Genomic DNA, 15,276 nt, shown 5'->3' with positions numbered 1-15,276 from the left:
TGCACTCTCTAGGCATCCCGCATGTCCATATCGTTTACTTTAGCGCTAGAAAAATAGCCGATCCTGCTCCCATGGGCAGCTATAAGCCGGAGGATGCCATTTTTCTGCTTAAGGATCTTAGCGATATTTCGTTGGAACAGCGCACCGAGGATAGGGAAGCCGCGATGCAGACAGGGGGCCATTACTCGGAGAGCCTCGCGATTGAATACCAGCCAACGGCTGAATATATTCAGTTGTTCCATGATACGCTCAGCGACTCCGCCATTCGGATTGCAAGAGCGGTTGGGACCGTCTCCGAAATGATTATTCAGAAAAACGGATTTGACGTTGTGCTCGCTTCCTTGGCGAGAGGCGGTACGCCAATCGGCGTCTTAATCAAACGCTACATTAAGCAGGTGTACGGAGTCGATATGCCGCATTACAGCCTTTCGATCATACGGGGCAAAGGCATTGACGAGAATGCTCTCCTTTATATGAATCAGAGCCATCCGGATAAACGCGTGCAATTTGTTGACGGCTGGACGGGTAAGGGCGCAATACGGAAGGTGCTGATCGCTGCATGCAGCCTTATGAAGCAAAAGTATGGCCTTGAGCTGAACGACGAGCTTGCCGTGCTCGCAGATCCTGGCTATTGCGCGGGGACGTTCGGAACGAGAGAGGACTTCCTTATTCCGAGCGCTTGCCTCAATTCAACCGTGTCGGGCCTGATTAGCCGAACGGTGCTGCGCAGCGACCTGATCGGACCGGATGATTTTCACGGCGCCAAATTTTATAAGCAATGGGAAGAGTCAGACCTGACGGGCGTATTCGTGGACACGATCTCTGCCCATTTTAACGAGACAGCAGCTGGCTCGAAAGAAGAGGCGCTGCGAATGCAGGCGAATCCCGCGCAAAGTGAAATCACTTGGCAAGGGCTGCAGGATATTGCGCAAATCCAGAGCGATTTTGGCATTACGGATATTAATTTGATCAAGCCAGGGGTGGGAGAAACGACCCGCGTTCTGCTTCGAAGGGTGCCTTGGAAAATACTTGTCGACCGGCTCGATAATGCCACTCTGAAGCATATTCTTTTGCTGGCGAAGGATCGTGGCGTTCCGGTTGAGGAATATCCGAATATGACCTATTCCTGCTGCGGGATCATCAAGGCGATAAAGGGGGAGTCGGAATGATTTTTGCGAGCGATTTGGACCAGACGTTGATCTATTCGGCAAGGTCGAAGGGCGAGATGGAAATCGAGGAGATGGTGCCCGTTGAGTTGTATGAGGGCAGACATATCTCCTATATGACGAAGCCTGCTATAGAAAAGCTCAAGCAGCTAACGGGCACTGCAAGGTTCGTTCCTGTGACGACGCGTATACCGGCGCAATTTAACCGGATATTTGGAATTAGAGAAACGTTTGGCCCTGAATACGTAATTGTAAGCAACGGCGGCACCATTCTCGTGAACGGGCAAGTCGATCAGGACTGGCAAACCTTCGTACGGGATGCCGTGAAGCAGCATTGCGCCGAGCATACGGAGATTTCCAGCTTGTTCGCCAAGATCGCATCTTCACATTGGGTAAAATCGAGTGATCTTTGCGATGATTTGTTTTATTCCATCGTTGTGGAGAGAGACCATTTGCCTCATGAGTCGCTTGAGGAGCTGAGGCAGCAGCTTGCGCCGCTTGGCTGGAGCTATTCGCTTCAAGGACGCAAAATTTATTTGGTTCCCGAGAAAGTAAGCAAGGGAGCGGCTATTCAATATGTGAAGGAGAAGCTTGCTTCTACTTTCGTATATGCGGCGGGAGACAGCCTGCTTGATGAGAGCCTGCTGCTTGCTGCTGATTATGCGATTTCGCCGTCACACGGTGAATTAGGCCGTTTCTATGAATCGCATCCCCATATTCAATTTACGGAAGCCAGAGGCGCCCTTGCCTCTGAGGAACTGCTCGACGCCATCTTAAAGCATGCCCGGATAGCATGAACGCTCCAGCCTCATCACTCTTAATGACAGGGAAGAAGGTAAATAGATATGACACGCGTTTATATGAATCGTTGGTTTTCGGTAGCGTATCATTACATTAACATGATTCGGAACAATCCAGACGGCGAGTCGTTTGAGTTTTTTGGCACGCATCCGGACATTAACCATATGTCGCTGCTGGCATCCGACCATATCGGAGTGGAGCCGGCCGTTTTCGGCCTTGAGTATGTTCGGTTTTGTGTGGATTTCTGCAAAAAAAATGAAATCGATATTTTCATTCCGCGCCTGCATATGGAGGAAATCTCGCGCCACGTGCATCTGTTTGACCAGATTGGCACGAAGGTGATGGTATGCCGCGATATCGAGCTGCTGGATTCGATGATCGAAAAGGATAAATTCTATGAAGCTCTGCAAGGAAAAGATCTCGTTACGATTCCCGATTACCGCGTTGTGAATACGGCGGAGCAATTTAAACAAGCCTATGAAGAGCTTACGGCTGCCGGGCATAAGGKATGCTTCAAGCCTACGGTATCGGAGGGCGGAATGGGCTTTCGGATTATCGACAACGAACGTGATCCGCTTCGCGACCTTTACGGCTATGTCACCTTGTCCACTACGTTTGAGCAGGCCTATGAAACCTTGTCATCGACGGATCGCTTCGCCAATTTGATGGTGATGGAGCTGCTGGACGGCACGGAGTACAGCATCGATTGCGTGGCAAGCGCCGAAGGCGAACTCATTACGGCGATTCCTCGCCGCAAATCGACGGGAAGAACCTATCTTCTGGAAGACACGCCGGAGCTGATGGACATTGCTCATCGTATTGCGACGACGCTGCGTATCCCTTATGCTTTTAACATCCAAGTTCGTTATAATAATGGTGTTCCTAAGCTGCTTGAAATTAATCCGCGCATGTCTGGCGGTCTCTATATTACATGTCTTTCAGGCGTGAACATGCCTTACCTTGCAGTGCAAGCACTTCTAGGCAAAAAGATTGAGCCGCCTGTTCCGCAGTTTGGCATTCAGGCCGGCTACGTGGAGCAGCCGCTCATTATGAAGCATTAAACAAGAAGGGGACGAGAGTCCTCTTTTTTTTTTATAATGGGCCAACATATAAAAAATTGACTTACCTGTACCAAAAACGAGATAATTGAATCATAACGACGAATACAGGCATCAAGATAAGCAAGCTTAAACATGGAGGTGCAGCAATGAATTCAATAAAAACACCGTTAGGCATCGCGATAGGCAGCTACGCAGCCGCTCTTGTGGTTTACTGGATTTCTTCTCCCTATATAGCAATGGCTATACCTGCGCTTGGCATGTTTGCCGCGCTTTCGATTAGGCAACGGGGCGGGAAAGAAATCAATCCGCCAACACGCGAGCCTGAACTGCAGCAGACGCCGCAAAACCAACCTATCCAACAGCAAAGTGCAGCGAGCCCGGCTAGTGCACAAGCGGCCGCACAGACTGCTGGATCAGCAGCGGAACCGCCGCAGGTACTCGATCCCGAGCTTGCAGCTGCATTAGAATACATCGGCATTATTGAAGATATGATTTTACTCGAAGGTGAACAAAATAACTTGGACGATGAAATTGTACAGAAAACGCTCGCCCTGCTGTCACGCCTAAATCGGTTAATTCCTGATCTGGTCGCTTTGGGAGATGCAAGCATTAACCACAATATTTTGCGCTTGGTGCGCAAGGATCTAAACTCGACGATCAATCCATTTCTACGGCTAAGCGGCGACGCGAAGCGGCAGAACAGACGGCTTTTGCTGGATGGCATAAAGGATATCGATTCGAAGCTTACCTTCTATACGAAGACGATTGAGCAGAAGGATCTAATGGAGCTGCACACGAAGGCTGAGCTAATCCAACAGCGTTATCGTCTTACTGACTAATACTTCTGACTAATGAAAGGGGAAATGAGAGATGTCACAACAGCTCGTACAATTAAAAAACGAAGATCTCCAGAAGCTGGAGCAGGAAGTGCAAAGCACGATGCAGAAGGTAGCGACAACGGATGCGATGCATCTGGATACGCTAATGGATGAGATTACGAAAAAAGGCCAAAAGACGCTTGAGCGTTCCGGGCAGACGCTGACAATGCTGGAGCGCCCGTTATCCGATCTGATGTCAGGCAAGAGGTCTGAGGTAGCGACTAATATGCTGAAGCTGCGCAGCGAGGTTGAGGATTTGAGCAAGAGCAAGCAGCTCAGCCTTGTGCAGAAGCTGCTGCGGAAAGCGCCGATGAAGGCTTATATTTATAAGTATCAATCAGCCAAATCGAATGTACAGGTGATCGTGAAGTCGCTGCGCGACGGACGCGACAATCTGGAAGAGAATGTCGTGCACATGAGAAACTTGAAGCGCAGCAGCTTAGACAATGTCTATGATCTGCAGCTGCTAGTGGAATACGGCAATCGTCTCAAAAAAATGTTCGAGGATGAAATCGCGAAGCCGGAGAACGAGCTGCGCAAAACGTATTTGGAGCGCGGCCTTCGCAAGGTCGTTACGAAGCTTCAAACGTATACGGAAATGATTATGCTGTATCAGCAAGCGATTGCTGCAACGGATATTATTAACGATACCAATGATAAGCTAATGGATGCGCTCGACAGCTCCATCGATAAAACGCAGCATTTGATGTCGGTATCGGTGCTGATTGCCAGCGCGATTGATGACCAGATGAAAGCGATTGAAGCGGTCAATTCGACGAATGAGATGCTGGGCAATCAGTTTGCCGAGAATGCTCGCCTTTTGAATGAAACGAGCGAGAAGGCAAACCAAGCGCTGACGAAGCCGGCTATGAGCATGGAGCTTGTAGAGCGGGCGATGTCGGATCTCTTCTCGGCTATGGATAAATATGAGAATTCAAACCGCCAAATCATTCAAACCGTATCGCAGCAGACGGAGAAAATGACGCAAATCAATCAAAAGGTTGGACAGCGGCTAGGCATTCAAGCGGCTTCAGGGGCAGGCAATGCCGTGCTTCCTCCGGGAACGTCCGCGAAAGGCTTCTTGGAGTAAAACGATAATGAATTTGTGATGGACGAGCTCTCAGGGGCTCGTTTTTTTTGTCTTTAATTGAGGTGTGACGAGGGATGTCTCCATAATAATCGCTCATAAAAAAGGGATCGCCGGCATAGTGTTAAAGAAAAAACGAGGTGATCATGTTATGTTTGGCGGTATCGCGCTGGCTGCGCTCCTTCTTGTGTTGATTGTGGTCGCAAGCTCCGAGAGAGTGGAGGCTATTATGGAGGATTTCAACTAACAGCTGTTTGCGTTGCACTCTGATTTGGTATAATAGATTGAAATTATACTGTTGATCGGAGGTATGCCATTTGGAGTTCACCTATGAGATTATTTCGGAGTCCAATATTAACGTTCGGTTCATCTACGGCGGAGAATGGTTTACCTTTAACCTGTTTAACCGTGACAATCAGTGGGTCCTTCATCCATTTGACTCTACGCTGATACGCAATAAAGATATGAGCAGGCTTGTTATTGCTGATCTGCTTCAACATAGGCCGTTCCAGGTTATGCTTGCCAAAGAAGGCATTATCCTCTCGGAGCTGAATACGTCGATCCCGCTTGGCCAGAACGAGGAGCCGGAGGTGGAATACGAGGAGCTACCCCGCATAGACCGCGGATCAGATCGTTTATTCGATGAGCAGCGCTCCTCAAGTCCCCTGGAGTTTGATATCGATCAGCTAATCGAGGAAAATGAGCTTGAGGACTTGATACAGCTGGAGGTGCAGCTCATAGAAGCGCGCCAGAACATGTACAATCAAGTATTGCATAAGATGTTTATGGCTAATCTAGGGCCAACCGATCAGGAATTCCAGAGAGTCCAGCAAATCGTCAAAGCATACGGAGAAGCAAAAACAAGGCTCCTTACGATATAGCAGGGTTTGTCTGCTCCCCTTGTGCCTATCAAATTTTCCAATCGTTTCGTGCCGTCAAATCCTGTATAATAGGAGCACTGAACTTTTTTGGAGGAGATTTGATTGGCACAGCTTTATTATAAATACGGAACGATGAACAGCGGCAAATCGTTTGAAATTATTAAGGTCGCTCACAATTACGAGGAACAAGGCAAGCAGGTGCTTATTTATTCTCCATCCGTTGGGGCTAGGGGCGGCGTTGATCGCGTAGGCTCAAGAGTCGGCTTCGAGCGTGAAGCGATTCCCGTACACGAGAGCACGAATCTTTATGACAGCGTGAAGGCTTATGTAGCTGCCGCGCTGCCGTCAAAAATTTATTGCGTCCTGATCGATGAAGCGCAGTTTTTGAAGAAACATCATATTTTGGAGCTTACCCAGGTTGTGGACGAGCTAAATATACCGGTCATGGCTTTTGGCCTGAAAAATGATTTTCAAAACCAGCTGTTCGAGGGCAGCTATAATCTGCTCGTGCAAGCGGACAAAATCGAAGAGATTAAGACGATCTGCTGGTATTGCGACCGCAAGGCGACGATGGTCATCCGCTTTAATGATGGACAACCTATGAACGCAGGCGAACAGATTCAGATCGGCGGCAATGAGGATTATAAGCCGGTCTGCAGACGCTGCTACAATGAGGCATTTCGCAAGGCATAGCCGTATAGATAAAGAACCTCCAAAATCACGGTAAACGTGACGTTGGAGGTTCTTTTGCATTTCGATATTACAAGCTGAATTCGCTAGGGTTAAGGCCAAGTGTATTGCAGATATCACGAACAGCCGCTTGCTCCATAGCATCAAAATCGCCGTCCGCTGCGCCAATCGCGCTGCACACGCCCACGATGACACGTCCAACTTCAGGCTTGCTGCGGTATTTGGCAATCGCTTTAAGCGCTTCTTGCTTGCCGATCATGCCATCAAATTCGATGTTTCCTACGTAGTGATTGAAACGGTTGATCACATCGCTCATGTCAAAAACTTTAAGTTCCTCGCTGCGGCTAATATATCCAGCCATTTTTTGCTTTTCAGAAGCATCGATAGAACCGTCGGCTCCGGCAACAATCGCACAGCCTGCAACGACTGCATCCAAGAAATCTTTATTTTTGAATTTTTTGACCTGGTCGTTTAGTCCTTGTTTGGTATTCTGCAGCCATGATGTAAATGAACTCATATGGGTCAGCCTCCTATAGTGAATTGGTCATACTCTAACTCTATTGTAGATTCTAATGAGGTCAATTAGCAAATGCTGTGGAAAAATGTCTGTTTTTGCAAGCTTTTTCATGGGCATTAGCCATTGAAATAAAATGCTTAACCAGAAGCTGGCAGCCAAACGCGGATTTTTGCAACCGGTTGCAAAATCCCAAAAAACAACGCACATAATCACAAGAATGCGCCATATTTTCAAGTCCCTTTCGATTTTATACTTGTAGGTAATCTCGTCTGCAGCCGGACTTGGAAACGGGGCGGCTGAGCCGTGAGACGGCTATTACAGTTTTGAGGAGGGTTTGGATTTGAAAAGAAAGATGTCGATGATGACAGCGGTTCTATTGGTTGTATCGCTGATGACGAGCTTGCTCTCGGTAGGCGCGGCGCCTTCCGCGCAAGCAGAGGGAGCGCTTCCGACGTATTTGGATCCGGCGGCGAGCGTTGATGCCCGGGCAGCGGACTTGCTGTCGCGTATGACGCTGGAGGAACGCGCAGGACAAATGATACAGCCAGAGAAATCCAATATTACGCCGGAGGAGGTAAAGCAGTATTTTATCGGCTCGGTGCTTAGCGGCGGGGGATCGTTCCCGAATGGCAAGCAGCAGGACAGCACAAGGGAAAATTGGCAGGCGCTCATAGACAGCTATCAGGACGGGGCGCTCTCGACGCGGCTTGGCATCCCGCTGTTATATGGGGTGGACGGCGTGCATGGCCATAACAATGTGAAGGGGGCAACCTTGTTCCCCCATAACATTGGCCTGGGCGCGGCAAACAATGCTGAGCTTGTGAAGCAAATCGGAGCCGCAACGGCGAAGGAAATTCGGGCGACGGGAGCCAATTGGGACTTTGCGCCAACGATTGCTGCGCCGCAGGACATTCGCTGGGGCCGTACATATGAGGGCTACAGCGGCAACCAAGTGATCTCCAAGGTGCTTGGGGCTGCCTATATCGAAGGACTGCAAGGTGAAACCGCTGCCGAGCGCAGCCAAACGAAACATGTCGTTGGGGCTGCGAAGCATTTTATAGGCGAAGGTTACACCGACAATGGCACGAATCAAGGAAATATAACGAAGTATACGGAGGACGAACTGCTTGCAACCGATTTGTCGATGTACAAGGCGGCTGTAGACGCAGGCGTGCAAACGGTTATGGCGTCCTACCACAGCATCCAAGGCTTAAAGATGCATGCGAACAAGCGGCTTCTTACCGATGTGCTAAAGGGTCAGCTTGGGTTTAAAGGATTCGTCATTTCCGATTACAACGCCATACAGCAAATAACGCGTGATCAAGATGGCAAAGCTGTCAGCGGCTTGAGAAACCAGCTGCTCGTATCCGTCAATGCTGGCGTGGACATGTTCATGCTGACAGGTGATTGGAAGGCGAGCCTGACACATTTGATCAGCCTAGTGAAGGATGGCAGCATTGCGGAGGAGCGTTTGAACGATGCCGTATTGCGCATTTTGAAAGTGAAAATTTCTTCAGGGTTATTCGAAAATCCGAAGACAGATACGGATTTGACAGGCTACTTCGGAGCGGCTGAGCATCGTGCGCTTGCACGCCAAGCGGTTGCGGAATCGCTTGTGCTCTTGAAAAATGATGTGGTGAACGGTTCGCCGATCATGTCGCAGCTGAAGGGCATGAACAAAATTTTCGTAGCCGGCAAAAACGCGAACGACATCGGCAACCAGTCCGGCGGCTGGTCGATTACATGGCAAGGCGCATCCGGAGCGATTACGACCGGAACGACCATTTATGAAGGACTTAAGGAGGTTGCAGGTGCAAGCAAGACCGTAACCTACAACAAGCACGGCCGAGGCGCTGCGGGCTATGATGTCGCAATTGCGGTAGTCGGCGAAACGCCGTATGCGGAATCGACGGGCGATCGTACAAGCTTAAATCTCGATGAAGAGGATTTGGCAACGATCGCGAATATTCGCGCGGCTGATCCGAACATCCCGCTTGTTGTCGTTCTCGTATCCGGGCGTCCGCTCACGATAGCGGATCAAATGGATGATTGGGACGCGCTCGTGGCAGCTTGGCTGCCGGGAACGGAAGGCCAAGGCGTCGCTGACGTATTGATCGGAGGCAAAGGATTCAAAGGGAAAAACCCGATTAAATGGCCATTCTATTTGACCAATTATCCGATTGTGGGAGCCGACAGCCCGAACTTGCTGTTCCCTATCGGTTATGGCTTAACGAGCGGGCAGGCTACGCCTGTGCTGCCACCTAAGCCGGTACAGCCGGAGGCGCCGTCACAGCCGCTGCCGGGCAAGCTGGAAGCGGAATCTTTTGTCGCTAAGAGCAGCGGCTTGAATACGGAAGATACGACGGATACAGGCGGCGGCAAAAACATCGGCTGGACAACGGGCGGCGCTTGGCTGGACTACACGGTCAAGGTGAATGAGCCAGGCACATACAGCGCTGCGTTCCGCTATGCGGGCAACGGCGGAGCAACGGGCATAAAGATCAAGACAGAAGAAGGAGCGACAGTCGGCACGCTAAACGTAGGCTCAACAGGCGGCTGGCAGAGCTGGAAAACAGCAACGGTCGACAATGTCGTGTTAAGCAAAGCCGGCACGCAAAAGCTTCGATTGGAGTTTATTGCCGGCGATATCAACTTTAACTGGGTGGATTTCACGCGTACTGGAGACGTTCCAGTAGGCGGCGGTGTTACGGAGCCGGGCACTGGCGGCGAACAGCAGCCGGCCCTTGTTGCCGGAGCTGTTGAATCATGGATTTCCAGCGAGCGCGACGCGGGCAACCGCCAGTGGTATTACGCTGATCGTTACCACGCTGGAGATAAGAAGCTGGAGCAGCAAGCCAATCTGGATATTACGCTGCCGGATAACAGCAAAGCAACAGCGATCACGATCAATCCGGACAAAAAATACCAGTCGATGCTAGGCATTGGCTCTTCGATGGAAGAAGCGACGATTCACAATCTTGTGAAAATGTCGCCAAGCAAGCAGGAAGAGCTGCTTCGCGGCCTGTTCGACAAGGACAACGGCATCGGCATGAGCTTGGTTCGCCTGACGATCGGAACCTCCGATTTCACAGCGCAAAAGTTTTATTCGTATGATGATTTGCCTGCTGGCGAAACGGATGTTGAGCTAGCGAAGTTTTCGATTCAGAAGGATATCGATTTTGGCATTATTCCTACCGTGAAGAAGATGCAGGCGATTAATCCGGACGTGAAGTTTTTCGCTTCGCCTTGGAGCCCGCCGGGCTGGATGAAAACAACCGGCAGCATGATTAGAGGCCAAGTGAAGGAAGAGTATCTTCCTGTTCTTGCCGCTTACTATGTGAAGTTCTTGGAGGCCTATGCGGAGCAGGGCATTTACTTCGAAGGCATGACGCTGCAAAATGAGCCGCTGCTCGAAATTGATTACCCGAGCACGGCGATGTCATGGCAGCAAGCATCACGCCTTGCGAAGCTGCTGCGCGCGAAGCTGGATCAGAACGGCAATGCGAAGATCAAAAACGTGAAGCTGTGGATGTTCGACCATAATCCTGGCGATACGATGGCTTATCCGGCGCAAATTTTAGGCAATCCGGTAGAGGGTGCCTACGACGCCATTGAAGGAACAGCGTTCCATGATTACGGCGGTGAGCTGTCCATGATGACGACTCTCCAAAACCTGTTCCCGGAGAAAAGCGTTTATTTGACGGAGCGGGCGGTATGGGGCACGTCGGGTGCCGACCGAATCGCACAATATTTCCGTAACTATGCGAGAAGCTACAACAGCTGGGTAACGATGCTCGACAGCGATATATCGTCGCATCAATGGGTAGGCATCCCTGATCCGACACCGATCGTGCAGGATTCCTCAAACCCGGACAACTATTGGAAGCTTCCGGAATATTATTTGATGGGTCAATTCACGAAATTCGTGAAGCCGGGTTACGTGCGGATCGACAGCAATTATGGATCGGCGGCAACGGTGACGAACGTCGCTTTTGCAAGCCCGGATGGCCGCGAGATTGTAACGGTGGTCATTAACCAAACCAATGATCCGCAGCCTTTCAAAATCTTGATCGACGGCCTGCAAATCAATGCGGTTATTACGGCGAAGTCAGCCGCGACCTATCGCTGGGACCGCTCGCAAATCGCTAGCGTTCCAGCAACGATTGATGCAACACGTTTTGTCTCGGCAGAAGGCGAGTATCAGGTTAATCCGAAAGGATATTTGGGCTCGTTCAACGCTAGCGGAACGGCTTCCTTCGATTATATCGTCTCGGTAGGCGAGGCGGGCGAATACGATCTTGATCTGGCGCTCGCAGGCTTTCAGACGGATGCTTCCGTAGACTTTAAGCTGGACGGACAGCCGCTTGTTACGCTTCCGATTAATCAGACGACGTACCAATGGGAATATTTTGCGAATCAGCGCGTGCGTGTTGTGCTTCCTGCGGGTACGCATAAATTAACGATGGCTGTCAGCAAAAACGATTATAACATTAAGAGCATCACCTTCACCAAGGCGGAGTCGGCACCTATTGAGCTTCCGGGCCTTATTGAAGCAAGCAAGTTCTCATCCGCTTTGAATGTGCTTGTAAATGGATCAGCGGTCAGCTTTGCCGATCCGGATGATTGGATGGAATATAAAGTACAGGTTCCGGCAGACGGAACCTACGGCATTACTTATCAATACGCGACCGAGCAAAACGGCGCCAAAGCAGAGCTCTCAAGCGATGCTGCCGTGCTCCAAACAACGGATCTGCCAACCAGCGGAGGCTGGGATACATGGGCAGCCGTGACGGATAGCGTCACACTGACGGAAGGCTTGCATACGCTGCGGGTTCGGATCGTCGGCAGCGCATTTAATCTAAATGCGATTGCGGTTGGCCCGGCTATCCTTGCGGAGACGGCTTCCATTACGGAAGGCGCAGTAGCTGGAAGCGAGCTTATTATTAAATTGTATAATGACAGCTACAAAGAGGAATTGACGGCAGCCAACTGGTCGATCGAAGGATATGCGGGAACGGTCGTAGACAGCGTATACCGTGTGGATGACCATACGGCGAAGCTTGTTATCGGCGGCTCCGCGTCTCGCGATCACGACTCTGATCGTACGCTGACGGTCACAGCCAGCGTCTACGAGGCAGCATCAGGCAGCTTAGGCCAAACGATGAAAACCAAGGTTCTCATTCAAGCTGTTGATGATGCCGAATCGTTGTCATTGTCAGAAAACGCGCTGGCTTATGGCGTTAACGGCAAGGAGTTAATCCTTACGATTGCAGGCGGTACGTTCGTAGGGCAAAACTTAAATGCGATCACCCTGACGGGTACGGGCAAGACGCTTGGGGGCGTATCGCTTCAAGCGGCTGAGCTTCTTACTCCGCAGTCCGTGAAGCTTACGCTCAATTGGAATGAGACGGTTTACTATAACGAGCTGGAGCTGCAGGTTAACGTTCCAGTGGAAGCGTACGACGATTCTGCAGGAGGCACTGCATTAACGGCGAAGGCAGCACTGCTTGGCACGGAAAATGTGAAAACGCCAATTCAGCTGCTTGCCCTCGATTCGCTGGATCAATTCAATAAGCTGAGAGGCTTTACGGTAACCGGCACGGGCAGCGCAAGCGGACTATCGCAAATCGATGCAGGAGATTATGCGGATTATTTGGTTCATGTTCCTGCAACGGGCCCTTATGTCGTGACGCTAAAAGCAACGTCTGCTGGGCAGGCCTTAAACGGCATCGCCATCGAAGCGGAAAACGGCGCGGTTCGGAAAACGATCACCGTACCTAATCTTTACAATCAGGTAGTGGAACTGCGGGTCGTGATCGACCTGAAGGAGGGCGACCAAAAGATTCGTCTGGCAGCCGGCGCATCGGGCTACTCGTTGCGAGGAATCAAGTTTGAGCCGTATGCGGTACAAGTGATGGATCAAAGCGCAGCTATGAAAATTGAGGCGGAGAGCTACAGCCATGCAGACTCGGCTGCCGTTCAAAGCAACATGGACGGCCAAACGCTGAAATTCAAAAACGTAGGTTTTATCGCGGCGGCGGGCTCGCTTTATTTTGACGTCAGCATCGCGAAATCAGCTTTCTACAAAGTGACTTATCGTTATGCTACGCCTCAAGCGGGCGTGAGCGGAACATTGTCGGTGGACGGCCACAAGCTGTCGACAACGGCGCTTGGAGCAAGCGGAGGCTGGGACGCCTATACCGAGACTTCCGGTATTGTACAGCTTGCGGAAGGCGTGCAAACGATCCAATTCACGAGCAATAATGACGGAGCGAATCTGGACTGGATGTCGCTTGAAGAGACAGAGGCGGCTGCGCCGATCGAAGGCAGCACAGCGCTTCCGAAAGCTTCGCTTAAAGCTGGAGCTTACAAAGGCACAAAAACGGTTGTTTTATCGTCTGCAACAGAAGGAGCTTCCATCTACTACACGACGGATGGAACTTTGCCAAGCAGCGCGAATGGCAAACGATATAACGGGCAGCTTACGCTGTCGGAGCTGACAGTGCTCCGCACAATCGCCGTTAAAGCAGGCATGAAGGACAGCTTTGTCGCACCATTTACGTATATCATTACGCCAGGCGGGGTGCAGCCAACGCCGGATCCATCTACGGAGCCAACAACAGAACCAACAACAGAACCAACAACAGAACCAACAACAGAACCAACAACAGAGCCAACAACATCGCCAACGCCGGCACCGACGCCAGTGGCAACACCGGCGTCAACAACGGCACCGACGAAGGCACCGGGCGGCAAAGCCATCCCAGCGCCAACACCGGTCATCGACACGGCTAGCGGGCTCGGCAAAACAACGATAAGCCAAACGCTTATCGACGGCGCTTTGAAGCCTGGTCAAGGTGGAAGCGATGAAGTTCAAGCAGTAACAATCGAGGTTCCGAAAGTGAGCGGAGCTAAGGGCTATGAGGTGCAATTGCCTAAAGAGTCGATTAGCGCAGCGAAGCTAGCGGTTCAATATGAAATTGTAACGAATACAGGAACGGTCACCCTGCCAAGCAACATGCTGGCATCGGTGCCTGCAAGTGCGAAGCAGGTGTCCATCGTGATCTCAAGCGTTGACAAGGCGAAGCTTACCAAAGAGGCGCAAGCCGCACTTGGTGATCGCCATGCCATCGAGCTGAGCCTCTACGTGGACGGGGTTAAAGTGGAATGGAGCAATCCAGAAGCTGCTGTAAACGTATCGCTTGCCTACAGCCCAAGCGCGGAGGAAAAACAGAACTCCGAGCATATTACGGTATGGTACATCGACGCGGCAGGCAAAGTCATTGCGGTTCCAAGCGGTAAATACGATGAAACGAAAGGCACCGTAGCCTTTACTGTTCATCATTTCAGCACCTATGCGATTGCTTACGTGAACAAATCGTTTGATGACCTAGGCAAGCACGCTTGGGCGAAGCAAGCGATTGAGGTTATGGCATCCAAAGGCGTTATTAACGGCGTATCGGAAAAAGCTTACGCGCCGGCGCAGCAGGTGAAGCGCGCAGACTTCATCACGCTGCTTGTCAAAACGTTAGGCTTAAGCGCAGCGGTTGACGGTAACTTCACCGATGTAGCGCAGAATGCTTACTACTACGATGCAGTTGGCATTGCGAAGAAGTTAGGTATTGTTACCGGACGCGAAGGCGGTGCCTTTGATCCGAATGCATCGATCACAAGGCAAGAAATGATCGCGATGACCGCAAGAGCTTTAAAAGCCTCCGGCAAAAAGCTGCAAGCGGGAAGCGCGGATCAGCTGAAGCCGTTCACGGATATGAACCAGCTGGCTTCCTATGCGGAGGACAGCGCGGCCCTTCTTGTAGAGAACGGCATTGTGAAGGGAGACGGCTCCAAGCTGAATCCGCTTGGACCTACGACTCGCGCGGAAGCGGCAGTTATTATGTATGCGATTTATAACAAATAAGTAAGCTTCAAATTGAAGCAGGCCATGGTTAATCCATGGTCTGCTTTTTTTTGCTGCTGCAAGATTTTGAGTTTAGGCAGGTTTTCAGCGGTGCTTTGCGCAATAGACGCGCCTAATATCGCGAGCTTTCATTGAACGCTGCAATATGTGCAATATACGAGCTTCGTATCGGCAAGGGTGACTCTTACTCAGCATTTTGTACAACGCATAAGTGCGGATTCTATGAAAATTTTTTCAAATTAGCCTTGTGCCGTTCACTCTACTAATCTCTCGAATA

10 protein-coding genes are annotated in these 15,276 nt (G+C 50.7%); 9 read left to right on the top strand and 1 reads right to left on the bottom strand.

What is annotated here, in order from left to right:
* The first annotated feature begins 71 nt into the window (after positions 1-71).
* The 8 genes from ADU23_RS33435 to ADU23_RS04060 all read left to right on the top strand — a co-directional run bounded on the left by ADU23_RS33435 (position 72) and on the right by ADU23_RS04060 (position 6,567).
* Positions 72-1,169: a cysteine protease StiP family protein gene (locus tag ADU23_RS33435; RefSeq protein WP_231637575.1), complete on the top strand. Its 1,098-nt coding sequence runs from the start codon at positions 72-74 to the stop codon at positions 1,167-1,169.
* Positions 1,166-1,963, top strand: a complete 798-nt coding sequence (locus tag ADU23_RS04085; RefSeq protein WP_053372584.1) for an HAD family hydrolase — start codon at positions 1,166-1,168, stop codon at positions 1,961-1,963. Before ADU23_RS33435 ends, ADU23_RS04085 begins: the two co-directional genes overlap by 4 nt.
* A 42-nt stretch (positions 1,964-2,005) precedes the next feature.
* Entirely contained in the window at positions 2,006-3,028 is a 1,023-nt protein-coding gene (locus tag ADU23_RS04080; protein ID WP_157265595.1) for an ATP-grasp domain-containing protein, read from the top strand.
* 146 nt (positions 3,029-3,174) lie between these two features.
* Entirely contained in the window at positions 3,175-3,867 is a 693-nt protein-coding gene (locus ADU23_RS04075; RefSeq protein WP_053372582.1) for a hypothetical protein, read from the top strand.
* Between the two features lie 31 nt (positions 3,868-3,898).
* Positions 3,899-4,996, top strand: a complete 1,098-nt coding sequence (locus ADU23_RS04070; RefSeq protein WP_053372581.1) for a toxic anion resistance protein — start codon at positions 3,899-3,901, stop codon at positions 4,994-4,996.
* A gap of 118 nt (positions 4,997-5,114) precedes the next feature.
* Positions 5,115-5,240 (top strand): hypothetical protein, encoded by a 126-nt coding sequence (locus tag ADU23_RS33920; RefSeq protein WP_255314302.1) that lies wholly within the window; start codon positions 5,115-5,117, stop codon positions 5,238-5,240.
* Positions 5,241-5,310: 70 nt separating this feature from the next.
* On the top strand, positions 5,311-5,874 hold the full coding sequence (locus ADU23_RS04065; RefSeq protein ID WP_053372580.1) for a hypothetical protein: 564 nt from the start codon (positions 5,311-5,313) through the stop codon (positions 5,872-5,874).
* A 102-nt stretch (positions 5,875-5,976) separates the two neighbouring features.
* Positions 5,977-6,567 carry a thymidine kinase gene (locus ADU23_RS04060; protein ID WP_053372579.1) on the top strand — a complete coding sequence of 197 codons (591 nt, stop codon included), beginning with the start codon at positions 5,977-5,979 and terminating at the stop codon, positions 6,565-6,567.
* Positions 6,568-6,634: 67 nt separating this feature from the next.
* On the opposite strand, the gene ADU23_RS04055 is transcribed toward ADU23_RS04060, so the two are convergent.
* The gene (locus ADU23_RS04055; protein WP_053372578.1) at positions 6,635-7,081 is read right to left on the bottom strand and encodes a tellurite resistance TerB family protein; all 447 of its coding nucleotides are present in this window, start codon (positions 7,079-7,081) and stop codon (positions 6,635-6,637) included.
* A gap of 340 nt (positions 7,082-7,421) precedes the next feature.
* On the opposite strand from ADU23_RS04055, the gene ADU23_RS04050 reads away from it, so the two are divergent.
* Positions 7,422-14,999 (top strand): glycoside hydrolase family 3 N-terminal domain-containing protein, encoded by a 7,578-nt coding sequence (locus ADU23_RS04050; protein WP_231637307.1) that lies wholly within the window; start codon positions 7,422-7,424, stop codon positions 14,997-14,999.
* The last annotated feature ends 277 nt before the right edge of the window (positions 15,000-15,276 follow it).

Origin of the sequence: Paenibacillus sp. FJAT-27812 (assembly GCF_001273905.1) — a bacterium.
GTDB lineage: Bacteria > Bacillota > Bacilli > Paenibacillales > Paenibacillaceae > Pristimantibacillus.
This window is presented reverse-complemented; position numbering and strand designations above follow the sequence as displayed.

What these genes read in the sequence shown, in the direction of transcription:
- ADU23_RS33435 (WP_231637575.1), top strand. Translation starts at nt 72, where the DNA reads ATGGGCAGCTATAAGCCGGAGGATGCCATTTTTCTGCTTAAGGATCTT.
- ADU23_RS04055 (WP_053372578.1), bottom strand. Translation starts at nt 7,081, where the DNA reads ATGAGTTCATTTACATCATGGCTGCAGAATACCAAACAAGGACTAAAC.
- ADU23_RS04075 (WP_053372582.1), top strand. Translation starts at nt 3,175, where the DNA reads ATGAATTCAATAAAAACACCGTTAGGCATCGCGATAGGCAGCTACGCA.
- ADU23_RS04070 (WP_053372581.1), top strand. Translation starts at nt 3,899, where the DNA reads ATGTCACAACAGCTCGTACAATTAAAAAACGAAGATCTCCAGAAGCTG.
- ADU23_RS04085 (WP_053372584.1), top strand. Translation starts at nt 1,166, where the DNA reads ATGATTTTTGCGAGCGATTTGGACCAGACGTTGATCTATTCGGCAAGG.